Annotated in this window: 23 protein-coding genes; 12 read left to right on the top strand and 11 right to left on the bottom strand. The window is 31.2% G+C overall.

The annotated features are described in order from the left end of the window. Positions 1-30: 30 nt before the first annotated feature. Together menB and menD are read right to left on the bottom strand one after the other, a co-directional pair. On the bottom strand, positions 31-888 hold the full coding sequence (gene menB / locus SOI86_RS00230; protein WP_320681639.1) for a 1,4-dihydroxy-2-naphthoyl-CoA synthase: 858 nt from the start codon (positions 886-888) through the stop codon (positions 31-33). Positions 889-925: 37 nt separating this feature from the next. Beyond that, a complete protein-coding gene (menD, locus tag SOI86_RS00225; RefSeq protein ID WP_320681638.1) occupies positions 926-2,689 on the bottom strand; it encodes a 2-succinyl-5-enolpyruvyl-6-hydroxy-3-cyclohexene-1-carboxylic-acid synthase in 1,764 nt (587 codons plus the stop codon). Positions 2,690-2,740: 51 nt separating this feature from the next. Here menD and lepB point away from each other — a divergent pair, with 51 nt between their 5' ends. Both lepB and SOI86_RS00215 read left to right on the top strand, forming a co-directional pair. Further along, the gene (gene lepB / locus SOI86_RS00220; protein WP_320681637.1) at positions 2,741-3,325 is read left to right on the top strand and encodes a signal peptidase I; all 585 of its coding nucleotides are present in this window, start codon (positions 2,741-2,743) and stop codon (positions 3,323-3,325) included. A gap of 45 nt (positions 3,326-3,370) precedes the next feature. Further along, positions 3,371-3,706 (top strand): DUF760 domain-containing protein, encoded by a 336-nt coding sequence (locus SOI86_RS00215; RefSeq protein ID WP_320681636.1) that lies wholly within the window; start codon positions 3,371-3,373, stop codon positions 3,704-3,706. Positions 3,707-3,712: 6 nt separating this feature from the next. On the opposite strand, the gene SOI86_RS00210 is transcribed toward SOI86_RS00215, so the two are convergent. The 5 genes from SOI86_RS00210 to SOI86_RS00190 are packed head-to-tail and all read right to left on the bottom strand — an operon-like array spanning position 3,713 to position 8,797. Continuing rightward, entirely contained in the window at positions 3,713-4,879 is a 1,167-nt protein-coding gene (locus SOI86_RS00210; protein ID WP_320681635.1) for a DUF4336 domain-containing protein, read from the bottom strand. 2 nt (positions 4,880-4,881) lie between these two features. Next, positions 4,882-5,754 (bottom strand): metal ABC transporter permease, encoded by an 873-nt coding sequence (locus SOI86_RS00205; RefSeq protein ID WP_320681634.1) that lies wholly within the window; start codon positions 5,752-5,754, stop codon positions 4,882-4,884. An 11-nt stretch (positions 5,755-5,765) separates the two neighbouring features. Beyond that, on the bottom strand, positions 5,766-6,530 hold the full coding sequence (locus SOI86_RS00200; protein WP_320681633.1) for a metal ABC transporter ATP-binding protein: 765 nt from the start codon (positions 6,528-6,530) through the stop codon (positions 5,766-5,768). Between the two features lie 3 nt (positions 6,531-6,533). Continuing rightward, positions 6,534-7,442 (bottom strand): metal ABC transporter substrate-binding protein, encoded by a 909-nt coding sequence (locus tag SOI86_RS00195; RefSeq protein ID WP_320681632.1) that lies wholly within the window; start codon positions 7,440-7,442, stop codon positions 6,534-6,536. Between the two features lie 20 nt (positions 7,443-7,462). Beyond that, a complete protein-coding gene (locus SOI86_RS00190; protein WP_320681631.1) occupies positions 7,463-8,797 on the bottom strand; it encodes a YcjF family protein in 1,335 nt (444 codons plus the stop codon). A gap of 166 nt (positions 8,798-8,963) precedes the next feature. On the opposite strand from SOI86_RS00190, the gene SOI86_RS00185 reads away from it, so the two are divergent. From SOI86_RS00185 to SOI86_RS00155, 7 genes are all read left to right on the top strand, one after another. After that, positions 8,964-9,386: a hypothetical protein gene (locus SOI86_RS00185; RefSeq protein ID WP_320681630.1), complete on the top strand. Its 423-nt coding sequence runs from the start codon at positions 8,964-8,966 to the stop codon at positions 9,384-9,386. After that, positions 9,376-10,392: a tryptophan--tRNA ligase gene (trpS, locus tag SOI86_RS00180; RefSeq protein ID WP_320681629.1), complete on the top strand. Its 1,017-nt coding sequence runs from the start codon at positions 9,376-9,378 to the stop codon at positions 10,390-10,392. Before SOI86_RS00185 ends, trpS begins: the two co-directional genes overlap by 11 nt. A gap of 3 nt (positions 10,393-10,395) precedes the next feature. Then, entirely contained in the window at positions 10,396-12,312 is a 1,917-nt protein-coding gene (thrS, locus tag SOI86_RS00175) for a threonine--tRNA ligase (protein WP_320681628.1), read from the top strand. Positions 12,313-12,322: 10 nt separating this feature from the next. Further along, complete coding sequence (locus SOI86_RS00170; RefSeq protein ID WP_320681627.1) at positions 12,323-13,357, top strand: glucokinase; 1,035 nt, start codon at positions 12,323-12,325, stop codon at positions 13,355-13,357. Positions 13,358-13,366: 9 nt separating this feature from the next. Continuing rightward, on the top strand, positions 13,367-14,314 hold the full coding sequence (gene thrB / locus SOI86_RS00165; protein WP_320681626.1) for a homoserine kinase: 948 nt from the start codon (positions 13,367-13,369) through the stop codon (positions 14,312-14,314). 78 nt (positions 14,315-14,392) lie between these two features. After that, a complete protein-coding gene (locus tag SOI86_RS00160) occupies positions 14,393-15,931 on the top strand; it encodes an NAD(P)H-quinone oxidoreductase subunit 4 (protein WP_320681625.1) in 1,539 nt (512 codons plus the stop codon). A gap of 19 nt (positions 15,932-15,950) precedes the next feature. Further along, positions 15,951-18,041, top strand: coding sequence for a M3 family metallopeptidase (locus tag SOI86_RS00155; protein WP_320681624.1), 2,091 nt, complete (start codon positions 15,951-15,953; stop codon positions 18,039-18,041). Here the strand turns inward: SOI86_RS00155 and SOI86_RS00150 are convergent. The 4 genes from SOI86_RS00150 to SOI86_RS00135 all read right to left on the bottom strand — a co-directional run bounded on the left by SOI86_RS00150 (position 18,031) and on the right by SOI86_RS00135 (position 24,276). After that, positions 18,031-18,624, bottom strand: coding sequence for an esterase/lipase family protein (locus SOI86_RS00150; RefSeq protein ID WP_320681623.1), 594 nt, complete (start codon positions 18,622-18,624; stop codon positions 18,031-18,033). The two genes, SOI86_RS00155 and SOI86_RS00150, sit on opposite strands and share 11 nt — an antisense overlap. A gap of 5 nt (positions 18,625-18,629) precedes the next feature. Then, on the bottom strand, positions 18,630-18,992 hold the full coding sequence (gene folB / locus SOI86_RS00145) for a dihydroneopterin aldolase (protein ID WP_320681622.1): 363 nt from the start codon (positions 18,990-18,992) through the stop codon (positions 18,630-18,632). A 1-nt stretch (position 18,993) separates the two neighbouring features. Then, positions 18,994-20,313: a glutamate-5-semialdehyde dehydrogenase gene (locus SOI86_RS00140; protein WP_320681621.1), complete on the bottom strand. Its 1,320-nt coding sequence runs from the start codon at positions 20,311-20,313 to the stop codon at positions 18,994-18,996. Positions 20,314-20,379: 66 nt separating this feature from the next. Next, positions 20,380-24,276 (bottom strand): translocation/assembly module TamB domain-containing protein, encoded by a 3,897-nt coding sequence (locus tag SOI86_RS00135; RefSeq protein WP_320681620.1) that lies wholly within the window; start codon positions 24,274-24,276, stop codon positions 20,380-20,382. A 115-nt stretch (positions 24,277-24,391) separates the two neighbouring features. On the opposite strand from SOI86_RS00135, the gene SOI86_RS00130 reads away from it, so the two are divergent. Genes SOI86_RS00130 through SOI86_RS00120 form a run of 3 tightly spaced genes read left to right on the top strand, consistent with a single transcriptional unit; the run spans position 24,392 to position 25,574 of the window. Next, complete coding sequence (locus tag SOI86_RS00130) at positions 24,392-24,835, top strand: DUF2518 family protein (protein WP_320681619.1); 444 nt, start codon at positions 24,392-24,394, stop codon at positions 24,833-24,835. 12 nt (positions 24,836-24,847) lie between these two features. Continuing rightward, positions 24,848-25,255, top strand: a complete 408-nt coding sequence (locus tag SOI86_RS00125) for a DUF4332 domain-containing protein (RefSeq protein WP_320681618.1) — start codon at positions 24,848-24,850, stop codon at positions 25,253-25,255. A gap of 52 nt (positions 25,256-25,307) precedes the next feature. Continuing rightward, positions 25,308-25,574, top strand: coding sequence for a hypothetical protein (locus SOI86_RS00120; RefSeq protein ID WP_320681617.1), 267 nt, complete (start codon positions 25,308-25,310; stop codon positions 25,572-25,574). The last annotated feature ends 5 nt before the right edge of the window (positions 25,575-25,579 follow it).

The raw sequence follows: 25,579 nt of genomic DNA, 5'->3' as shown, positions 1-25,579 counted from the left end.
TTATTTAAAAAGTCTTTTTGAATAAATAAACTAGGGAGTCCACTTATAGTCAGAAAAATCAGGTGAACGTTTTTCAAGAAAGGCATCTCTACCTTCTTGAGCTTCTTTAGTCGAATAAAATAATTGAGTTGTGTATCCAGATAATTCTTGAATACCCGCAATCCCATCATTCTCGGCATTAAATGAAGCTTTAAGAATACGAATAGCTGTTGGACTATTTCGTAAAATCTCTCTTGCCCAGATTACACCCTCAGCTTCTAATTCTTCAATCTTTGTAATTGCATTTATCAGGCCCATCTCAAGAGCCTCCTTAGAATTATATTTTCTACATAAAAACCAAATTTCTTTCGCCTTTCTCTGACCAACAAGTCTTGCCAAATAACTAGATCCAAATCCGGCATCAAAACTGCCAACTCTTGGACCTGTTTGACCAAAAATTGCATTTTCTGAAGCGATACTGAGATCACAAATTAAATGAAGAACCTGTCCTCCTCCTATTGCGAAACCAGGAACTAAGGCGATAACCACCTTAGGCAAAGTTCTTATTAATCTTTGAAGTTCAAGTACATTTAATCTCTGCTTTCCCTCATCATTTGCATATCCATTTTCGCCTCTAACACTCTGATCACCTCCTGAGCAAAAAGAATAAATACCTTTTTTATCAGGTCCTGCCCCTGTAAAAAGAACTACTCCTATAGTTTCATCATTTCTTACGATATTAAATGCACTAATAAGTTCATCTATAGTTTGTGGCCTAAATGCATTTCTTTTTTCAGGGCGATTAATTGCAATTCTCGCAATTCCCTCATCTGATTTATGAAACAATATATCCTCATAAGAATTACATTGTGACCAATTTAAAGTTGTTTTCCCAGGTAAGACTTTCATGAATCCTAAATTATTCAAAAATAGAAAATAATAAAATTTAACTGCCAATTATTTTTTCTAGCAGGGCATTTCTTTCAATAATTTCATTTTCCGGATCAACATCAACTTTAATTATTACAGATTTCCTGATAGAAATGCTCCATTCGAATGTCTCTCGTAATTTTTTAAAATTTGTAACGGTTTTAAGGTTTACTTTATAGCTTTCTGCGAGTTTTGACCAGTTTATTTCTTTAGGCATAAGAAATAGTTTTTTAAATTCATCTTCTTTTAGATTATTTTTATAAATATGATTAAATATATTTCCACCCATATTGTTTATAAGAAGGATTGTTAAATTTAAGTCGATTGAATTTTCAACAAGCCATCCATTTATATCATGAAGAAAAGCCAAATCTCCTGTGACAAGAAGAAGGGGACTTTTAATTCTAGAAATGCCTAATGCAAGAGATAAAGTACCGTCTATTCCAGATGCTCCCCTGAAGCTAAAACAATTTCTCGTTAAAGTACCATTCTCAGAGAATGTAAGCCAATCTCTAATTGGGCTACTCGCAGAGAGCATAATAGGATTTTCAGCTGGCCATATGTTTGGTACAAGATTTGCAAGCTTATACTCGGTAATTTGATCATTATTAGAGATTTTCTCTTTTAAAATTTTCTTAATTTGCTGTCCTGCCGTTATTAGATCAAGAGCTAAAGGAGTTAGAGACTTTTTGTTTTTTTGGTTAATTGATAATTCTGCTAAAAAATGATTAACAAATTTTGTTAATCCAAAATCATATTCAAATGATTTTTTTATAGGGTCCAATTTTCTATGGTTATTTTCTTTGATAAGAATTTGTACCCCTTCAAAGGTTGTTAAAAACTTCTCCAAATCAATTGAAGATGACATTGGACCAAGCCTCAAAAGTTGATGGCAATTGATGAAATTCTTATTTTTTCTTAAGACCAATTCCCAATTCACAACTAATCCTCTCAAGCCAGAATAAACTCCTGAAATAGGATCTGAAAAAACTGGCCAACCAGTAATTTCTTGTAATTTTTCTAAAGATTTATTAAAAGAAAATAAGTCATTTATGGAACCTTGGTATGGACCTACCAAAATAATGCCTGATTCTTCTAAATTTAAAATTTTAGAAATTTCTAAGAATTTGTTTTCATAAGACTCTATTTCAACTTTTTGAAAGACATATTTTTTCTTTAAATAAATTTTCTCAAAAACTTCCAAAACATTTCTTTTATTAAAAAAAGAAATATCTAGAGGCTTGTCGATAGGAATATTTAAATGGATAGGGCCAGGGAAGTTTGATATTTGTTCCTCAATAATTCGCACCAAATCTAAAATTTCATTATCTTCTGTTTTATGGAGTCCATTAGGGTTTGTACTTAAAACTTTTCTGCAGGCTGGACTTAAAAAATCCTCTTGATTTACTGTTTGATTAGCACCGCAATCTTTTAACCTTAAGGGTCTGTCAGCTGTGATAAATATAATACCTTTACAAGATCGATCAGCCTCAACTGCTGCGGGCAATAAATTACTTACGGCCGTTCCAGAAGTGGTAATAACCAAAGAAAGATGACCAGATGCAGTAGAAATCCCAAGAGAGTGGAATCCTGCAGATCTCTCATCTATTGAATTAAATATATTTATCAATCCTAATTTATTTAATTCTCCAGCGGCTATTGCCAGAGGTGCTGATCTACTACCGGGACATAGTATTAAATTTTGAACTCCTATTTTTATAAGAAGATTTAAAAGTTGTAAACTTCTAAGAAAATTTTTGCATTCAATAGATGATGTCATAATTTATATAAATGCCTTGGGATTTTTCCTTATAACTGAATTGAATAAAACATGTCCGCAAGTAAAGAAAAAAGAAATGCAATAATAAAGGATTTAAAAAATCTTTTAATTTGGATATCTATTGCTTTAATTATACGATGGCAGGTCATAGAGCCAAGATGGATTCCATCCGGTTCAATGCTTCCCACTCTTCAAATACAAGACAAAATTCTTATTGAGAAAGTAACTCCTAAAATTACATCCAAAACAAATCTTTCAAAATTAAAAAATGAAATAGTTGTTTTTAATGTTCCGGAGCAATTAATTAATGCTGGTTATAAATCAGATACTGCATTAATAAAAAGAGTAGTTGGAATACCCGGGGACAAGGTAGAAGTAAGAGAAGGCAACCTTTACTTAAATGATATCGCTCAAGATAACTACTTTTTTGACAAGAATATTAATTATTCCATAGGTCCTTTTATTGTTCCAGAAGAGTCATTATGGGTGATGGGAGATAATAGAAATAATAGTATGGACTCACATATTTGGGGATTTTTACCCTACGACAAGATAATTGGTAAAGCAATATTTAGATACTGGCCTTTTAATAAAATGGGACCTATTCGGTTCCCTGTCCTTAATAATTTAGATTAATGGGTACGTAATGTTGTAGGGTTTTTATATCTTGAAGTTGTAGAAATGTTTAATCCAGAATTTCTTGCTACTGAAAATAATGATCCAAATGATGATAATGATTTAATCCAATATTTACAAAAACAGTCGCCGGAAGTTTTGCAAAGAGTAGCAAAATCAGCTAGTGAAGATATTCAAGAAATTATTAGGCATAATGTTCAAGGTCTTCTTGGAATGCTCCCTTCTGATCAATTTGATGTAAAAATAACATCTTCAAAAGAAAACATTGCTAATTTATTATCTTCGGCAATGATGACTGGATATTTCTTAAGACAAATGGAGCAACGAAAAGAGCTGGAACAAACTCTTAAAAATGATGAGAACATGTCTATTGACGAATAATTAATTTTAAAGATTAACTTCTTGAGGAATTATTCCTATTTCAAACAACTTTTTATATAAACTCATCAGAAACTTATTATCCTCTGGTAATTTGTCCCATTTTTGGGAATTAATTTCATTAATTAATTCTTGACAATCCTCTATTGTAAATTTTATGGGTGCAGTGTAATGGGCTGGAATTAAATATTCCATATCTTTAAAAGTCTTGATGTTTTCTAACCACTTAATTAAAACCTCTTTTGAACGCGGAAAAATTAATTTTTGTAATACTGGTGCTATTTGAATCTTTGGAATATCGTTCCCCATAATTTCAACAAGAGATGCTTCCCAATCTTCATCCCATAAAAAAGGATAAATACCAAAATGTGATCTCCAATTTCGGAGATCTTTTTTGAATGAATTCCGAAAAATTTCTTTTAGAGGGGGAATGTTTAATTTCCCTGGTTTCAAAAAAGATGAAAATAAGACTAATCTTTTCCACCCTTTTTTTCTTTGTTCAATGGAGTCAATCAAAGGTTCATCTCCTCTCTCTCTTGAGTGAAAAAGCAGTGGAGTTGGATCAAAATCAAATATCTCAGGAGGAGTGGAGTCTATCCCAACTATTGCATCCGTTACATGAAGAGTTTTCGTTGAATAATGAAAACAGCTTATCTCCTGATATCTTCCAAGGCCTAAATTCAGAGGTCCCAATGAAGACCATTTAAAGGCATCTTTATATGGAGTACCTTCCTCAAAAAGTATTCTGGTTCTTTTTGATGGAATTCCTAAAAAATCTAGTGGAAGGTTTATAGGAAAACTCCAATTTCCAGGACACAGCCAAATGTCTGCATCTTTAAAAATTCTTGAAAGAGCAGGAAGTCCTATCTTATGTTCTAGTCCAGAAGCACTTGGAAGAACTATTGTTTTTACTTTACCGTGAATCGCAATTAATGTTTCTAACTCATCTATTAATTCTTTCGTCGGAGGTAAGGGATTTAATAGCATTAAACCATTATCAACCTTTATTACCGTCATTCTTATTGGAACCGCAACATAATAAAGACCCTGTATTTGTTCCAAAGACCATATTTGATCAGGAATTAATTCTTTTAAAAACGTTTTCTTTTGCCCATAGGGATATAAAGGAAATAAAGGCCACCAATACCAATTTTTATTTCTACTTTCTTTAACCATGATTATTTGTAATTAGAAAAGAATTTTTTAAACTTAAATATTCCATATCTTGGAGCGAATAAAAAAGCAAATAAAAATATCAAAGTTTGGGCTAATACTATAGAACCTCCGGTTTCAAGATCGAACCAAAAACTACAATAGATACCTATTACACTTGAGATAATGGCGCTTAATACTGAAATAATAGTCATATTATCAAATTGATCAGTAAGTAAGTATGCAGTAGCCCCTGGAGTAATCAACATTGCTACTACCAATATTATTCCAACCGTCTGTAACCCAACCACGGCAGCCAAAGATAAGCATGTTAGAAGCAAATAATGTAGGAAAAGGACATTAATTCCAACAGTTTTTGCATGTCTAGGATCAAAACAGTAAAGCATTAAATCTTTCCTGAAAACGGATAAAAGTATTACTACCAACAAAGAAATCAATACCGTTTGCTTCACATCAGAAAGTGATATGCCTAATGGACTTCCAAAAAGAATAGAGTGGAGATCAATATTACTTTTAATCTTAGAAACCAAAACTATTCCAAGGGCAAAAAAGCCTGTAAAGACTAATCCAATAACTGTATCTTCCTTAACTCTCGATTTTTGTTTAACAAATCCTATAAGTGCTACAGAACCTACGCCGAATATAAATGCACCTAATGAGAATGGGAGTCCTAAAGCATAAGCCACGACAACTCCAGGCATTACAGAGTGAGATACCGCATCCCCCATTAAAGCCCAACCTTTGAGAGTTAAATAACTAGATAAAAAGCCACAAACAGCGGCCACTAAAGAGCTCATAAATAGAGCTTTTCTCATAAACTCATGAGTTAAAGGATCAGTTACGAAATTATTTATACTAGAGAATAAACTGGGCTCCATAAATATTTTTTTTATGACTCAGGCCCAAACAAAACGTCAAGTGAGATTCCACCAAAGGTACTTGTTATATTTTCAGGTGTAAACACCTCAGACGTCTCACCATATGCAACAACTGTTTTGTTTATTAAAAGTACCAAATCACAAAATTCGCGAACATGAATCATATCATGAGTAGATAATAAAATTGTTTTACCCTCATTTTTAAACTGAATAAATAATTCTGAAATTAGTTTCTCAGTTCTTATATCAACACCCGTAAAGGGTTCATCTAGCAATAATATTGAAGCTCTTTGTGCAATTGCTCTGGCTAAAAAAGTTCTTTTCCTTTGACCTCCAGACAAATTCCCAATTGGTGTAGATAAAAAAGCAGTCAGGTCAACCCTTTCAATAGCATCTTTAACAGCCTGAACATCAGACTCTCTTGGACACCTGAGAACATTCATCGAACCATATCTTCCCATCATTACAACATCCCAAACATTTACAGGGAATTGACTATCAATTCCTTCACTTTGAGGAACATAAGCTATTGTCTGATCTTTCTGAGCAGACCTCAAAGACTCTCCGTTTATTCTTATTTTTCCCTTAGAAATGTTAACAAAACCAGTCAATGCATTGAAAAAGGTTGTTTTCCCTGCACCATTCATTCCTACCAATCCACAAATTTGGCCAGGCTTTAATCTTAAGTTGGCATCATATAATGCAACTTTTCCATTGTAGTCTACACATATATTTTCTGCATCAATCCTATAGTTTTGATAATTAGGTTTTTCCATATTTTATTCAAGACCTCTTTTAATAATTTCCAAATTATGTTTCAGCATTTCCAAGTAAGAATTAGCTGGGCCATTATCACTTGACAACGAATCAACATAAAGATTTCCTCCAAATTTAGTTCCAGTTTCATTTACAACAACCATTTGAGATTCATTACTTACAGTACTTTCACAAAATACAGCTGGGACATTTTTCTTCTTGACTAAGGATATTGTCCTAGCCATCCTTTTTGGAGTAATTTGACTCTCGGCATTAACTGGCCATAAGTAAACTTCATTTAACCCATAATCATTAGCGAGATAAGAAAATGCTCCTTCACAACTTACTAGATACCTTTTATCTTTTTCTAAGTTATTAATAAAAAGTGAGAAATCTTGATCAATTTTAGAGAGTTTTTGTTTATAAGTTTCTCCATTTTTTTCAAATAATCCCTTTTGGGAGGGTCTCAATTCTGATAAAGATTTTACAATAATATCTACATAAAGGATTCCTCTTTTTGGTGAAATCCAAGCATGGGGATTTGGTTTCCCTTTGTAAGAGTCTTCGGTTATAAATATGGGTTGTAAATCATCTGCAATAGTTTTTCTTTGGATTTTCAAATTAGAAACAAATTTTTCTGACCATATTTCAAATCCAAATCCATTATCAATAAAAACAAATGCTTCAGAGGCATTTATTAGGTCGCTTGGAGTTGGTTTATAACCATGAACTTCTATTCCTGGTTTAGTGATTGATTTAACTTCGAAGTCATCATTGTTAGCAATGTTTTGAATTATATCTGCCAAAACAGTAAAGCTTGCTAAAATCAACTCTTTTTTAGTTTCATTTTTAGTTGAAATTCTCTTACATCCAGTAATTGAAAAGAAGCAAAATAAACATCCAAAAATTAAAAGCAAAAACTTTTTAGACATTATTTTAATACTTCCAAAGATTATGAACTATATCTGAGCCTAATTAAAGGATTTTTTAAATCAGATATTAAAGATTGCCAATTTATTTTCTCTTTTTCGAAAGCTTTTTCAACAATTTTTTCAGAGTTTTCTTTTATAAATTCCAAGTCAGGCTCTGATACCCCTTTTGTTATAGCCATAAAATCCGCTAAGGAACTAGATACGACTCTTGTTAAATATGCTGCACTTATTGCCTGATAAGTTCCTGACAACAACCAGTTTGGCCCATGCAATTTTGTTAATCCAATTAAAGTCTGACCACTCCATTCAATTACTCCCTGAGCTATTGCAGTCTTTATTATTTGTTTTGATACTTTATCCAAGATTTCTGGAGACCAGTTACATCCCCATATTGATTTTATCTCTTTAATCATTAGAGAATTTAACACTGTCATAGACAACACATCTATTGAAGGAAGTGGTGACAAGAAAACAGTTGTGGCAACAAGAATTTGATTCTTCCTCTGTAAAACTTTCAATTGTGTTCTTCTTATTCCCTCAATCTCAGACTGCCATTTAGTATGCAATTGCTTCAAAAGCCTTTTCTTTGTATTTTCTATATTTTTACTTGAACTTAGAAAAAACTTTCTTAAAGAAAAAGGGATATGAGTTAATTCATTTTTATTTGTATTAACTCTAATTATTCTATTTATAAATTCTCCTGAAATTTGATCCCTCAATTCATCTATTTCATTTTGAGATTCAAATCCATTTGAAGACTCGGCTACTAACCAAATGGGCATATCCTTAGGAAGCTTTTCTAACCATAAAAAATCATTGGCAGATAAAGGGAAACTTAGAAAATATAAAATAGCATCAGTATTTATTACGTTATCAGGAACAATCTCCGAAGAATTATATTTTGGTAGTTTTTCAATAAAATTAAAATCAAACTTATCTTCTTTGAAAAAATCTCTAAATAAAGATTGAGTTGAGTCATAATCTTTCTTCCCAATAAAACAAATTTTCTCTTTTGCAAATCTATTAAGTATCGAGTCAAGGGATTGTTGTCTTTTGAGATTTTGTTTTTCTAAATTATTATTCTCCTCAAGTTCCTCATAGAAGTTTAAATCTTCATTACAGAGATTTACCCAGCCATCTAAGTCCTTTGGCTCATTAAATTTTGGTTGGTCATTCTTAAGGAAAAAATATCCTCCAAAGCATAAAATAAAAAATCCTATTGATCCACCTGTTAAATGTATTACATCACTTGCAATCCATTCTCCAAAGCCTAGTAAAAGTAAAATTATAAAGATATTTTTCTTAGGAAACTTTATTAAATCCTTTAAAAGATTCTCTTTAGTAATATCAGGCACAATACTTAGATTTCTCTTATTATATATTAGTGCAAGTTTGGAATGAGAAAAGCAAAATTACATAACTCGTTAATTAATAGATAAAAATTTAAGGCTTTTAAAGAGACTTTTTGCATAAGTAGATGCTAAATTAATAGACTATTTAAACAAATCAAGAAACATTAAGATGTCTAATTCAAATTTCAGCAATAATTCTGAACAAGAAAATTACAGAAATCGTTCTAATAATGAAAGATTTAATATAAGAGATAGATCTGGAGGAAGAAGAGATGGAGGTGGATTTAGAATAAGATTAAGTGATAACGAAATGAGAGCGGTTAAATCAATACAAGAAACCTTTCAACTGAGATCTACTGTCGCAGTTCTTGGTTTCTCAGTTAGAACACTTAGCGAAATGATCAAAGATGAAAAATTCATAGAATCAATAACAGAATATGCAAAAAACAACAAAAACTCTTCTTCGAATAGACAAACACGAAATCCCTATGAAGAACAGACAAAAAAAACTCCTGACCCTTTTGCAAGACCTGTTAAAAGCAAAACAAATGAAGATATCCAATCTAGTGAAGTAGAAGAGGATGGTAAATAAAAAAAGGATTCTTTCAGGAGTTCAACCAACTGGTGATTTACATATAGGCAATTGGCTTGGGGCAATTAATAATTGGGTAACACTTCAAGAGCAATATGAAACATTTCTTTGTGTAGTTGATTTGCACGCAATAACTGCAGCATATAATCCCAAAGAATTATCAAAAAATACTCTTTCTACCGCTGCTTTGTACGTTGCTTGTGGGATAGATCCTGAAATATGCTCGATTTTTGTCCAAAGTCAGATTTCTGCACATTCAGAACTATGTTGGATATTAAATTGCATGACCCCAATAAATTGGATGGAAAGAATGATCCAATTTAAAGAAAAATCCATACAACAGGGCAATAATGTATCTATTGGATTATTTGACTATCCAATACTGATGGCTGCAGACATCCTTCTATATGATGCTGACTTCGTACCAGTGGGGGAAGATCAAAAACAACATCTTGAACTTGCCAGAGATATTGCACAACAAAGAATTAATGCCAAATTTAGTAAGGATAAAAATATTTTAAAAATCCCCAAGCCAATAATTATGAAGAATGGATCAAAAATAATGAGTTTAATTGATGGTTCAAAAAAGATGAGCAAAAGTGACCCTAATGAAGGTAGTCGTATTAACTTATTAGATGCTCCTGAAATAATCACGAGAAAAATAAAAAGAGCAAAAAGTGACAGTTATATTGGAATAGAATTTAACAACCCTGAAAGGCCAGAATCTAAAAATCTTTTAATGATTTATTCAATATTATCAGGCAAAGAAATTTCTCAATGTGAAAATGAATTCTCCGAAACTGGATGGGGAACATTTAAAAAATTAATTACTGAACAACTTATAGAATCACTTGAACCTATTCAAGAAAAATATAAATCATTAATAAATGATCCCTATCAATTAAATAAAATCCTTTATGACGGGAAAGAAAAAGCTGAAGATTTAGCAAATAAAACTTTAAAAAGAGTTAAATCAAAATTGGGATTCTTTGAAATGGAGAAATAAATTATGCCAATAATTACCTTGCCAGATGGCTCAAAAAAGGTTTTCGAAAAATCTGTAACTATTTTAGAAATTGCACAAAGTATAGGCGCGGGATTAGCTAAAGCAACAATTGCGGGAAAAGTAAATGACATCCTTCTTGATGCAACTATTCCTATAAATAAAGATTCCAAAGTTGTAATCATCACATCAAAAGATAAAGAAGGAATTGAAATAATAAGACATTCCTTCGCTCACCTTATTGGTCATGCAGTTAAACAAATCTACCCTAATATTAAAATGGCAATTGGGCCTGTAATTGAAGATGGCTTTTATTACGATATTTTTTCTGAATACAGCTTTACTCCTGAAGATTTAATAAAAATTGAAGATAGAATTAACAAACTAATAAAAACAAATTATGACGTTGAGATTTTACAGGTTTCTAAAGAAGAAGCAATTAAAACTTTTAAAGAAAGAGATGAGACTTTTAAATTACGTATAATTGAAGAAATTCCTCAAGAAGGTCTCATAAATTTATACAAGCACGAAGAATATATTGACATGTGTAGAGGGCCTCACGTACCCAACACAAGACATTTGAGACACTTTAAGTTACTTAAGTTATCCGGTTCATATTGGAGAGGTAATAGTGAGAATGAATCATTACAGAGAATATATGGAACTGCATGGGCTAAAGAAAAAGAACTAAATGACTACTTAAAAAGAATTGAAGAGGCGGAAAAAAGAGATCATCGAAAACTTGGAAAAAAACATTCACTATTTCACATTCAAGAAGAATCTCCAGGTATGATTTTTTGGCATCCAAATGGATGGACAATTTACCAGGTACTGGAAAAATACATCAGAGAGATACTAAAAAAAAATGATTATTTAGAAATTAAAACCCCACAAGCTGTTGATAAATCTCTTTGGGAAAAATCCGGTCATTGGGAAAAATTTAGAGACGATATGTTCACTACCGCATCAGAAAATAGAACATATGCAATTAAACCAATGAATTGTCCATGCCATATTCAAGTATTTAATCAAGGTTTAAAAAGTTATAAGGATTTACCTATTCGTCTTGCTGAATTTGGTTCTTGTCACAGAAATGAGCCCTCTGGTGCACTACACGGCTTAATGAGAGTAAGAAACTTTACTCAAGATGATGCACATATATTCTGTACAGAAGAGCAAATTCAAGAAGAAGTATCTACTTTTATCGATCTTGTTTTCGAGGTTTATAAAACTTTTGGTTTTGATGAAATCATTATCAAATTATCAACTCGTCCTGAAAAAAGGGTAGGTAGTGAAGAGATTTGGAATAAATCAGAAGAGGCTCTTACCAAAGCTCTCGATAATAAGAATCTAAAATGGGAACTACAACCTGGGGAAGGGGCTTTTTATGGTCCAAAAATAGAATTCTCATTAAAAGATTGTCTTAATAGAGTCTGGCAATGCGGTACTATTCAGGTTGATTTTTCAATGCCTATCAGATTGGATGCAACTTATGTGGATATTAATAATGAAAAAAGAAATCCAGTTATGCTTCACAGAGCAATTTTAGGATCCTTTGAGAGATTTATCGGAATCCTAATTGAACAATATGAGGCAAAATTCCCAATTTGGCTTGCTCCTTATCAAATAATTTTATTGAGCATTACCGATAGAAATATTGAAAAGTGTTTAAAGTTTAATGAATTAATAAATAATAATGGTTACCGATCAAAAGTTGATATTAGGAATGAAAAAATAGGATATAAAATAAGGGAAGCAACTCTCGGGAGAGTTCCTTTGATTGCAGTTGTTGGGGATAAAGAAGAAGAAATTGATTCGGTTGCCTTAAGAGCCTTGGACGGAAGAAATTTAGGAATTTTCAAATTACCTAGTCTTTACAAATTAATGGATGAATTAATAGAAAAAAAAGGGAGAACAGAATAACTTCTCAAATATGAATTTTCTTGCTTGTGATTTAGGGGGTACAAAGGTTCTTTTGGGAATATTCGAAAAACTAATAAATGATAATTCGCCTAAGTTGATTTTCAAAAAGAAATATATATCTTCCGAATGGATTTCTTTTGATTTAATACTGGAAGATTTTCTCAAAAATGAATGCAAAAATATTACTTATCCTTCATCTGCATGTTTCGCCGTAGCTGGTCCTTTATCTAACAACAACGCAAAAATCATCAACTTGTCATGGAATATTTCTGGAAATGAATTACAGAACAAATTTAATTTTAAAAGCTGCGAGCTAATAAATGATTTCGCAGTTCAAATCTATGGATTACCTTATTTAAAAAAAAATCAATATTCTACTATCCAAAATGGAACGCATTCTGAAGATTTCAATAATGATTTGCATGCCATTGTTGGCGCAGGGACTGGTTTGGGCATTGCAAGAGGCATAATATCAGGAAAAAAGGTAAAAGTTTTAGCTAGTGAAGGTGGTCATGTTGAATACTCTCCAAAGTCAAAATTAGAATGGGAATTAAAAATTTGGCTTAAGAATCACCTAAAAGTTGAGAGAATATCTTGTGAAAGAATTGTTAGCGGTAATGGTTTATCAAGAATTGCAGAATGGAGACTAAGCAAACCTGATGCCCAAAACCATCCTCTACAAAAATATCTAAAAGAAATTAAAAAAAATGATGCTGCAAGAAAAGAACTACCTGAAATAATTTGCAATCTTTCGAGAGAAGGGGATCAGCTAATGATTGAAGTTGAGAGGATATGGTTAGGCGCTTATGCCTCTTTATTGGGAGATGTTGCTCTTCAAGAATTATGCCTTGGCGGGTTATGGATTTCTGGCGGGACCGCTCCAAAACATTTCAAAAATTTTAAATCAAATTTATTTATGAAACATTTTTTTGATAAAGGAAGATTAAAAGATATTCTTAAAGCAATACCTCTGAAAGTAATTTTAGATGAAGATTTTGGACTATTTAGTGCAGCCTGCAGAGCAAAAATGCTTTTAAAAACTTAGTAACAAAAAATGTCTATTCCTGAAGTAGGTAAAAAAATAAGAGTAACAGTACCTTCAACAACTGCTAATTTGGGGCCTGGATTTGACTGTCTTGGTGCAGCTTTAGATTTAAATAATGAATTTATTTTTACAAGAATTGAAGGTGGTGGAGATAGGTTTGATTTAATAATGGAAAGTACAGATGGTAATCACCTAAGAGGGGGACCAGAAAACTTGGTTTTTAGAGCGGCTCAGAAAGTATGGGAGAGTGCAAATATGGATCCTTTTGCACTAGAAGCAAGAGTTAAGTTAGCCGTACCACCAGCACGCGGTCTTGGAAGTAGTGCTACAGCAATAGTTGCTGGCCTAATCGGAGCAAATGCAATAATGAACTCCCCACTTTCGAAAGAAAAACTCCTAGAACTTGCCATTGATATTGAAGGTCATCCTGATAATGTAGTTCCTTCTCTCTTGGGGGGGCTTTGCTTGACGGCCCGGTCTTCTTCTCAAAGATGGAGAATAATAAGATGTGATTGGCACAATTCCATTAAAGCTGTTGTAGCAATACCTGCCATTCGTTTAAGCACAAGTGAAGCAAGGAAAGCAATGCCAAAAAATGTGCCTATATCTGATGCCGTTACAAACATGGGGGCACTTACTTTGTTGCTAAATGGATTAAAAGCAGGAAATGACGAATTAATAAAAGAGGGAATGTTTGATAAGCTACATGAACCATACCGATGGAAACTTATTAAAGGTGGGCTGGAAGTTAAAGATGCTGCACTAGAAGCAGGTGCTTTAGGCTGCGCAATTAGTGGGGCTGGGCCAAGTATATTAGCCTTGTGTAAAAAGGAAAATGGTAGAATCGTTAGTCAAGCCATGGTAAAAGCCTGGGAGAAATTAGGCGTTGCAAGTAGAGCTCCATTTTTAAACCTTCAAACAACAGGCAGTCAATTCAGCACAGTCTCTGATAAGTAGTTTTACTTAGGCATCTTTAATGTTATAGTCTCAAGCTAGTACAACTTCAACTAGAATAAAAAAATCATTCATTACAAAATGAATTTAGAATCTTTCCCTTGGCTATCATCTATTGTTTTACTACCTTTAATAGGGGCATTAATAATGCCTTTCTTGAGTTCGAAGGAAGGGGAAGATAATACATTCCCTAGAAATATTTCATTAAGTTTTTTATTTATAGATTTTTTACTGATAATTGGAGTACTTTTACAAAAATTTGATACTACGATAAGCTCCTTGCAACTTGTGGAAAGAGCTACTTGGTTACCCTCGATAGGCCTAGAGTGGTCTCTTGGTGTAGATGGGTTATCTGCTCCTTTACTAGCTTTGAGTGGGTTAATTACATTTTTATCAGCGGCAGCAAGTTGGAAAATAAAGAAAAAATCTAATTTATATTTTGCTCTTTTATTGATCCAAGCATCAGCTCAGTCATTAGTTTTTCTTTCTCAAGATTTCCTTTTATTTTTCTTGGCTTGGGAACTTGAGTTGGTTCCGGTATATCTTCTTATTGCTATTTGGGGAGGGGAAAAGAAATTATATGCTGCTACTAAATTTATTCTTTATACTGCTTTAGCTTCTTTACTAATACTCATAAGTGGTTTAGCACTTGCCTTGAGTGGTGATACTTTTACTTTAAATATTACAGACTTAACCAATAAACATGTAGCGGGTAGCCTTGCATTACTATCTTATCTTGGCTTTTTAATAGGTTTTGGAGTAAAACTACCTATCTTTCCATTACATACATGGCTTCCAGATGCGCATGGAGAGGCTAATGCTCCTGTATCAATGTTACTTGCAGGGATACTTTTAAAAATGGGAGGCTACGCACTCTTAAGATTCAACGTTCAAATATTACCTGAAGTCCATATGCAAATTGCGCCTGCTTTAATTATTCTTGGAATAATTAATATAATTTACGGAGCACTAAATGCATTTGCACAGGATAATGTCAAAAGAAGAATTGCATGTAGCTCAGTAAGTCATATGGGCTTTGTTCTCTTGGGAATTGGAGCGGTAGATTCTTTAGGGATTAGCGGAGCAATGCTCCAGATGATAAGTCACGGGCTTATTGCAGCGGCAATGTTTTTCGTTACAGGTTCATTCTATGAAAGAACAAATACTCTTTCAATTCCAAATATGGGCGGATTAGCAAAGGTCCTGCCAATAACTTTTGCTTTTTTCTTGGCAAGTTCATTAGCTTCCCTAGCATTACCGGGGATGAGCGGTTTTATTAGTGAAATAACTGTATTCCTAGGTATCACTAGTCAAGAAGGGTTCAGCTCAATCTTTAGATCAATTACAATTCTTATCGCAGCTATCGGTCTAGTATTAACACCAATATATCTACTATCGATGTGTAGAAGAGTGTTTTTTGGTCCTAGAATTCCTGCGCTAGCGACTGTTAAAGAAATGAATGGTAGAGAATTGACAATTGGGTTCAGTTTATTATTGCCTACTTTAGTGATAGGTTTCTGGCCAAAAGTTGCCATAAATTTATATGAAGCTTCAACCAATGCTCTCAGTCAGCAGCTAACTTTAGCTAAATTGGTAGGGCTAATTTCAAATATCAGTTAACTTAAATTTTCTTTAATAAATGGAAACTTCAATTTTTCAATTTGGGAAATTACCGGAATTTAAGAAATTCACTCCAGAGAGTATCAATAAACAATTTCCAGTAGTGATAGAAAAAATTGCCAAAGATTTTGAAAAAATAGAGAAAAATTTATCTATTTATTTAAATCAAAATGATTTGAATTGGGATTTAGTTATTAATCCATTAAATGAAGTTAATGAAGTGCTCAGATGGAGTTGGGGAGTAATAAGTCATCTAAATGCAGTAAAAAACTCTGAAAGTATGAGAGATATTTATTCAAAATTTCTCCCCAAAATTATTAGCTTGAGTAACAAATTTGGACAAAGTAAAATAATTTACAATTCTTTAGTCAAGCTTAAAGAGACGAATAACTTTGATCAAATAAAAACCAGAATTTTAGATAAAGAAATTCTTGATATGCAACATCGAGGAATTTCACTAAAAATAAAGGATCAGGAAGAATTTAACAAAATTTCAGAAAAACTTGGAAAGTTATCGACAGACTTTAGTAATAATGTTCTTGATGCTACTAACAAATGGTTCTTAATTCTAAATAAAAAATCTGAAGTTGATGGTCTTCCTGAGCGAGTGCTTGAATTAATGGCAATATCCGCTCACAATCACTTAAAGAAAGATGGCGAAGTTAATGTTAAAAATGGTCCTTGGAAATTAAGTCTCGATATTCCAAGTTATACATCGTTTATGACATATGCTAACGACCGTAATCTTAGAGAAAAACTATATAAGGCATACGTGGGTAGAGCTTCTGAAGGAGAAAAAAATAATTCTCTAATAATCGAAGAGATATTATCTCTAAGAACCAAACAGGCTAATCTTCTTGGTTATAAAAGTTGGGCAGAATTAAGTTTATCAACAAAAATGGCGAAAGAAATTAAAAATGTTGAAAACCTTTTAGAGGAATTAAGAGAACCAGCATTTAAAACAGCAAAAATTGAATTAGAAACCCTCGATAATTTTTCTAAAGCCAATGGGGTGCCTCAATCCCAGAATATCGAGCCATGGGATATAAGTTATTGGTCTGAACTTCTTAGGAAGGAAAAGCTTAATTTAGATCAAGAGTCTTTGCGACCCTGGTTCCCACTAAATGATGTTTTGAAAGGTTTATTTAAACTAAGCGAGAAGCTATTTCAAATTAAAGTAGTTGAAGCAACTAATGATGCACCTTTGTGGAATGATGACGTTTTATTTTTTAATATCCTTGATAAAGGAAATCAAAGAATAGCATCTTTTTACCTCGATCCATATTCTCGACCGGAGACAAAGAGAGGAGGGGCTTGGATGGATGAATGTTTGAATAAAAGTAATGTAGGGAAGAATACTCTCCCAGTTGCTTATCTTGTTTGTAATCAGACCCCACCATCAAAAGATAAACCTAGTTTGATGAGTTTTGATGAAGTTCAGACACTTTTCCATGAATTTGGGCATGGTCTTCAACATATGCTTACTACTGTAAATCTCCCGCAAGCAGCAGGTATCAACAATGTAGAATGGGATGCAGTCGAACTTCCAAGTCAATTTATGGAAAACTGGTGTTTCCATAAAAATACACTTTTAAATATAGCTAAACATTATAAAACGGGAGAAAAATTATCCGAAGAGAATTTCGAAAAACTACTAAAGAATAGAACTTTTAATTGCGGCATGGCTACACTTAGACAATTACATTTTGCAATTACAGATCTAAGATTACACAGCAATATTGATAAAAACAAAGGGAAATCCGCAGACGCCATTAGAAGAGAAATTGCAGAACAGACAACTGTAATTTATCCAATCCAAGAAGACCAATTTCTTTGTTGCTTTAGTCATATATTCGCAGGAGGGTATTCTGCAGGATATTACTCCTACAAATGGGCTGAGGTTCTAAGTGCTGATGCTTTTTCAATGTTCGAGGAAGCTGATCTGGAAAATACAGAAAATTTAAAGTTAATAGGAAAAAAATTTAAAGACACAATACTTAGTTTAGGAGGAAGCTTATCTCCATTAGAAATATTCAAACTATTTAGGGGAAGGGAACCAAAAACAGATTCCTTAATAAGACATCTAGGGCTTTCTGGAGCTACATTATAATTTTCTCAATTATTTTCTCAACAGAGAAGTTATCTCTTACTAAATTTCTATGTTTATATACTTTCACTGATATTTTTTCTCCTAAACTCAAATTGGTCCACCATCCAGGGAAAACCATTAAATCCCAGTAAGTAAAGAAACTTATACAATCGACATCATCAAGAAAAAAATCATTTTTTGCAATTTCTTTCAAGAACTTACTATTTATTTTCATTTCTGATATTCCTCTAAAAGGGTATTTAGGTACTAACTGCGCCATCAATGTTCCTTTGTGAGGTGATCCAATAGATATAAATCTTCTCGTCCTTTTATAACCGTTAAATTTTTGAATCCAATACCTACCAATTATTCCGCCCATAGAGAATCCCAAAACATCTATTTCTTTTTCTAAACCATATTTATCTAAAATTAATTCGTTTAGCATATAAGTTAAATCAATAATTGAAGTCATTCCATATGAGTGCTTAAGAGTTGGAGCGAAATATTCAATTCCAATATCATCAAGTTTTGAAGTGATAAAGGAAAAAATACTTGCAGTATTCCAAAGACCATGAATCAATATAATAGGATTTCTTTTTGCCAAAACTTTTAATTATTTTCAAGAATTCTTACGATTGACACTTTCCCATCAAAACCAGTGATTGGAGGATTGCATTTTGTCAAAATAATTTTAATTTTAGAAAGCTTAAATTCCTGATCAATGATTTCTAAAATTGCTTTTGAGTATTTTTCGATTGTAAAACAATATATTTTCTTTGATTGATCTTTTAAAACTTGAACTAATTTTGAATAGTCAACTGTCTTTTTTATATCATCATTTAAGGTACACTTTTCAAAATCAGTCCACAAAAATATATCCAAACTAAATAATTGTCCTAATTTCCTTTCTTCATCAAGAACACCAACCCGAGCCCACAGTTTAATATTCTCAATTTTTAAAAACGTTTCCATCTTAAAAGTTTTGAAGATCTTTATGTGTATAGATAGCCTTACCAGATGAGAAATCATCAACTATATTCCCATCGCCTTTTAAGAAATATTTATAAGTTACCAAACCTTCTAGTCCTACAGGTCCTCTTGGTGGAAGAGTTTGAGTAGATATCCCAACTTCAGCTCCAAATCCATATCTAAACCCATCAGCAAACCTTGTTGAGCAATTATGAAAAACACCTGCACTATCAACTATATTCATAAATTTTTCGGCATTACTTAAATTTTCAGTAATTATTCCATCTGTGTGTTTTGAACTGAATTTTTGAATATGAGTGATTGCCTCATCAAGATCGTTAACAATTTTTATCGATAAGGTTAAATCCAAATATTCAGTTTGCCAATCTTCTAGAGTAGCCTCATACTTTAAACCTAATTCAACAGATCTTTTATCTCCGATTAACTTAACATCATTAGAATTAAATAAAGGTATCGCCTTCTCAAGAAAAACTGATGCAATATCTTTATGAACTAATAAAGTTTCAATAGCATTACATGCTGCAGGATATTGAATTTTACTATCTAGAGCGACTGATAAAGCCATCTCAAGATTTGCCTCTTTATCTATAAACAGGTGACAAATTCCATCAGCATGACCTAGCACAGGAATTCTTGTATTCTCTTGAATAAATTTAACTAATTCATTACTTCCTCTTGGAATTATTAAATTTATACAGTTCTCGAGATTTAACATAGACATACTATCTTTTCTACTTGTAAGTAAGCATATTGCATTTTCATCAAGACCTGATTCATATAACCCCTGTTGCAAGGCATTGACTATTGCCGTGTTTGTTAAATTAGCTTCACTACCACCCTTTAGCATTACTCCATTACCTGATCTTATTGCTAAAGAACTAATCTGCATAACAGCATCAGGTCTTGATTCAAAAATAACCCCAATAACTCCTATAGGCACAGTTTTTCTTTCTAGGATCAGTCCTTTAGAAAGCTCTCTTTTTATTTGAACTTGATTTACAGGGTCAGCCAAGTCTCCGACTTTTCTTACCCCATATATTCCTGCATTTAATTTTTCTCTTGATAACTTTAATCTAGAGAGTAAAGCCTTTGAAATCCCTTTATTTTCAGCCTTTTTATAATCCTCACTATTAGCCTCTAAAATTTCTTTAGTATTTTTCTGAAGATAATCGGCCATAGAATTTAAGGCTTTAATTCTATTCTGATTTTCAGTCTGACTTATTTTTATTGATGCCAAACGAACTTGTTCAGCTTTTTCTAAAAGATCATTACCTGGTTGAGGAACTTGAAAGATATTAGCCATAATTTTTTTTTATTAATTTAATAATAATTCAAATTAACGATTCTATAAACTAACTTTCTTTCTGACTTAATATCTAAAAAATAATTGAACTTGACTTTTCCAATCCCCGTTGGAATCATAAGAACCTAGTAATTCTAAGTTTGGATTGGCCTGAAAAGTTAAAATTCCTAGAGGTGAAAGGTCATCTCTTCCTGGAACAGTTTGAAAGGCAAAATTTATAGCATCAGTTATATCAAGTCCGATTTCAGCTACCCAAGCTTGAGAAGAAAATTCCTCATTAGAAGTTGCTTGTTCTTCATTTTCTATATCTAAATTTTCATTAGAAAAAATGTTATTTAAAGAATCATTATTTTCTATTAAGGCTGGATATAAAGAGAACTGAAATCTTTCACTAAAAGCATCTGCATTATTAATTTGAGAAATAAATGCTCTATTTATTAAATTTGCAGAGTTACCTCCAATTAAACCAATTATTTGTGACCTGTTATAACTTGGAATACTTCTTAATTGAATTCTTTTATTTTCATCTTCAAAAGATAATTGATCTAAAAACCCTTCATAAGAAGCTTCAATTTTGATAAGCCTAGTATTACCAATTCCAAATGCTCCGAAACCTTTTGAAGTCTCATCTGCATTAAGATCACCAGCGATATTTGAATCTTGATTACTTTCACTTATCGGTATTATAGAATCTGGAACTTTACTGACTAGAGAAAAATTAATAAATGGAACCACACCACTTCTTGATGCAAATAAAATATAGTTATCTTTATTTTTATCAAGTTTAAACGGAGTAGTATATAAATTTGCTCTACCTTTTTCAAGATAAATCAGACCCCTAGCATTTAAATCTTTTCCTACCTCTCCGTTTATATTAAGATCTAATTTGGTATTTAAATAAGCTTGAATTATCTCTGAGTATTGAAGTTTAAAATCTGGTCCAAGTTTTAATTTAAGATTATTAAAACTTAAATTATCCAAATAATTTGGCAAAGTTTCTCCTAAAAGAACAGAATTCAAAATTGTTTCATTTGAAATTATTTCAATATTTTCTTTTTTATTCCAATAAATTTCTCGCCAATCTTTTTTATCCTCTTTAAGTATAAAATTATTTTCTTTTTTATTATTTTGATTAGTGCTATTAAAATTAATAAATCCATTATTAAAAGATAGAGAACCACCCAAAACAGGACTTTCAAATGATCCACTTAAATCTATATCTGAATCAATTAAGAAATTAAAATTATCTTTCTTTAAAGTAAATCTATTCGTTTTCAAGTTAATTTCTGCCTTCTCGGAATCATTCTGACTATAAAAAGGTAAAGACCCTTTTATAAAAATTTCTCCAGAATCTTCAGCCTTTGCTTGTAAATTATTGATCTCTAAAGAATCAAAATCAAAAATTATTATGCTATTAATTTCTTTTATTATATTTTTGAAAAAATCAATTTCAGAATCTTGAATTACGACAAATCCATTTAAAATAGGTTTATTTAGGGTTCCTTTTAGTATCATTCTAATATTCACATCACCTTCCTTAAAGGTAAAGTATTCATCAGCAAAAATATCTATTAATTCAATAAATTTTCCATTCCCAATTAATCTTAGATCTACGTTATCTGATTTTTTTATAGGTATTGAGCCTTCAATATTAATTGGGATTTCAGAATCATTTATTAGAAGGGAAAAATCAACATCAAAAATATAATTATTAAATTCAACTAGTCCTTTATCAAATATTATTTTGTTATTTTTTATCGATGAATTATTGGAAGAAATTTTACTAGAGAAAGATTTTGTATCAAGATCATAAAATAAATTCATATCTAACCCTCCAAGAAAATCTTTTGGTTTATTTAAAAAGATATTCGCTGCACTTAATGGTAATTTTTTAATTATTAAGGAACCTTTACCAGTTAACAATCCTCCTTCCAAATCAATAGAAAATTCCTCTTTATTATTCTTATATTCACCTCTAGACACATCAAGAAAGCCATTTAATTTTGCATTCAATTTGTAATTGACTGGTCTATCGCCCTTAATAGTAATTTTTCCACTGTATCTACTTCTAAATTTATTTAAATATTTTTGCAAATTAAATTTGTCCTCTAGCAAATTGCTATTTTCAATAAAGTTATTTATAAAATCTATTTTCTCTTTAAATGATTTATTATCTTTATTTATTTCCAAATCATCCAAAATATTCGATTTACTTATTGGAATAACTTTTTGATTATCAAAATTAAAAATATCAACAGCGGTCAGGATAGTCCAACTAGTGCTTATATTTGTAAATTCTGAATTAATTAAATTATTTCTATTTGAATCATATTCGACTTCAATTATTCCTCCATCAATTGGATACAATGAAAAGTTTATATAAAAAGAATCATCTTGGAAGCTAAAGTCAAATAATGAATTTGCTAACTTGATATTCCTATATTTACCTAAACTCCAAGCAAGTCGTCCATCAAAATAAGATTGACCAGAAGATATTGATCCAGCACCATTTATAATTCCGTTAACTCGATCGAATTGGTTGTTGCTTAAAGATAATTCAAGTTCATCAAGTGGGAAATTATCAGCGCTCCACAAATAACTATCACTATCTTTAATTATGCTTATACTCCCTTTATTAGAATTAAACACTCTAGAAAAAGCTATTTTATCTAATTTAAGCTTAGAATCAAACTTTATAGATAGAAACGAAGGTATTGGAGAGTATCTATTTTTCATATTTAGCTGAAATCCATTATTTTCTTTTTTAATATCTCCCTCCCATATTTCTCTAATGCGAATTCCCTTATAGTGCGGATAATCAACATTAAAGTTTATCGAAATATCCGGATCACTAATTTTTCCTTTTAATTCTCCTTTAGCAGTAATGAAACCCCTTATATCATTTTTTCGGAAGATATTTAAATTAGATAATTGAGTTCTATTTATTTTAAAACTAGTATCTATATTTCCAAAATTTAAGCCTCTTCTATCAAACCAATATGGAATATTACCTGATAATTTGATATCTGGATTGAGGCTATTAATGTATCCAATACTTCCTTTTAGATCAATATTATTAGAACTTTTATTAAATGGGACATTTATATTAAAATTGGAAGTCAAAGTTCCATAATTTAAGTTTTCTGAATTACCAATTAAATTATTATCTTTACAAAAAAAACTAGTTTTATCAAAATTTATATTCTCTGAAAAAGATTCCGGTATTATTTCTAAATTAGTGAAAGAAAATCTCCCTCTGCAAAATGTTTCAGTCGGTAATTTATTTAATTTAAAGTTAGATTTAAAGTTTCCTTTATTAAAACTAATTTTTCTATTCCCAATAAAATATTCAGAATTCTCAAGATTTAAACCCCTAGAAAATAATTCCAGTTTTAGAAAGTCTTGATTTAACTTTGTATTAAATTTCAATTTTAAAAAACCTTTCTCATCAAAATTTGATTTTACATTTGCAATGATTTGTCTATTACTTGACTTGTAGATAACATTACCTTTTACTTTTGTTTTTAATCCTGCTTTATTAAAATTCAGGATTGAATATTTATTTAAGTTAAAGTTCAATTCATATTTTGATTTTGATTTTCTTATACTTCGAGCATTTTTATAAGATCGATCCCTTTTAAGAAAATCTCTATCTATATTTATGGCTGCTTCCTTAGGACTTATTTTTACTATCCATTTTTGTTTTAAAAAAGATCTTAAAGGCATAATACCTACATAGACATTTTTAGTTTGTATTCCAGAATCTATATTTTTTTTATCAACAATTTTGGAATGCCCCAAAGAAAATCCTAGAAATCTAATTCCAGAATAATCACCTAAAGAAACCTTCTTATTTATTAAATTCTCAATACTATCTTCAATTTCGGATTTCCTAGAATTATAATTTTTTCGTAAAAAATTATTTAATAAAAATGCGCCTATAAGTCCTAAGGATAAAATCATCCCTAAGAATAGAAATTTTGTATTTAAATTTAGAGATCTAATTTTTTTCAAGTTAGAACCCAAAAATAGAGTAGGCTTACAAAATATAAGAAATTAATTAGGTCAAAGCCACTAAATGTCTTTTTTTGAACTATTAGAGAACACACCCAAAATCTTTGGATTTCTTGGAATATTCCTATTATGCGTTACTGTAATAGCCTTTATATTTAATTTTGGTTTTAAATTTCGAATAATAGGAGCAACCATTTTCTCATTATTACTTTCTTTAAGCAGTTGGGCATTTATACAAAGTTATACTGAAAAAGTAGTAATAAAAGATGCAAAATATGTCCCAATTGTTTATGACAATGGGTTTGATTTGATTATTGCCAAAGCAGATGATAACTTCCCAGAAGAGTCTATTGAACCAACTTTAGAACAATTATCGGAAAACTTAAGGAAAGGTAGCAGATCTGGTGCGAATGTAAAAATAAAGATAAGGAAACTTGAAAAAATTTCAGATGGTGTAAGTAAACCAGTTGTTATTGGAGAAGTTCAGAAAAATGTCAAAATGAATTAATCTATTAAAAAAATGGGAAGCGAAACCTTTTTAGATTTTTTGCCAACTAACTTTAGACATGAGAAATCTTTTTTTATTCACAATAATTTAATTGAATTTGAAAAATTAAGTAATCTTTCAGACCAAGATATAAATGAGATTCAAAGAAAATCTTCACTATGTACATTGAATAATCTAAAGAAAATTAGAGCTATAGCTATTTTTAAAAAAGAAATTGGGATTTCTCCACCGCAAGCATATCTACTTTTACATTGCGGTATATCTTCTATTAAATCATTATCTCTATCTACTCCTTTCGAATTAGAGCGAAAAATTGGTAGATTAGAAAGAACTCTTAGAGTAAAAACTGAGACAAATACAACTTTTACTCTCTTAAAAGCATGGATTAAAAAAGCTAATCAAATCTATAAATCGATTTAAAATCTTGGTTAAAAAAATTTTTTAATGTAGAATTTAGAAAAAGTGAGAAATAGTGAAACCTTTTTTATTTTTGTTATTTTTGTTTGCCAACTCTTTATACCCTGTTTTTAGTCAATCTAACTTATTAGAAAGTGTAAAAAAGAATCCAAACGAAGCTAGGAATTTATGTAATAAGTTTAGAGATTTCAATTCAAAAGGTATTTCAGCTAGTTCAGATAAAGCTATTGAATATGTATCAAACAAAAAAAAGTTAACTCCCGTTAACGCAGAGATCTTTTCCATTTATGTCATTGGGCTGCACTGTCCAGATATTATCTAAAGCCT

It is taken from the genome of Prochlorococcus sp. MIT 1314, from assembly GCF_034093315.1.
In the GTDB taxonomy this organism is placed as follows: Bacteria; Cyanobacteriota; Cyanobacteriia; order PCC-6307; family Cyanobiaceae; genus Prochlorococcus_A; species Prochlorococcus_A marinus_Y.
The sequence above is the reverse complement of the archived record's forward strand: the minus strand, read 5'-3'. Positions and strand labels throughout refer to the sequence as shown.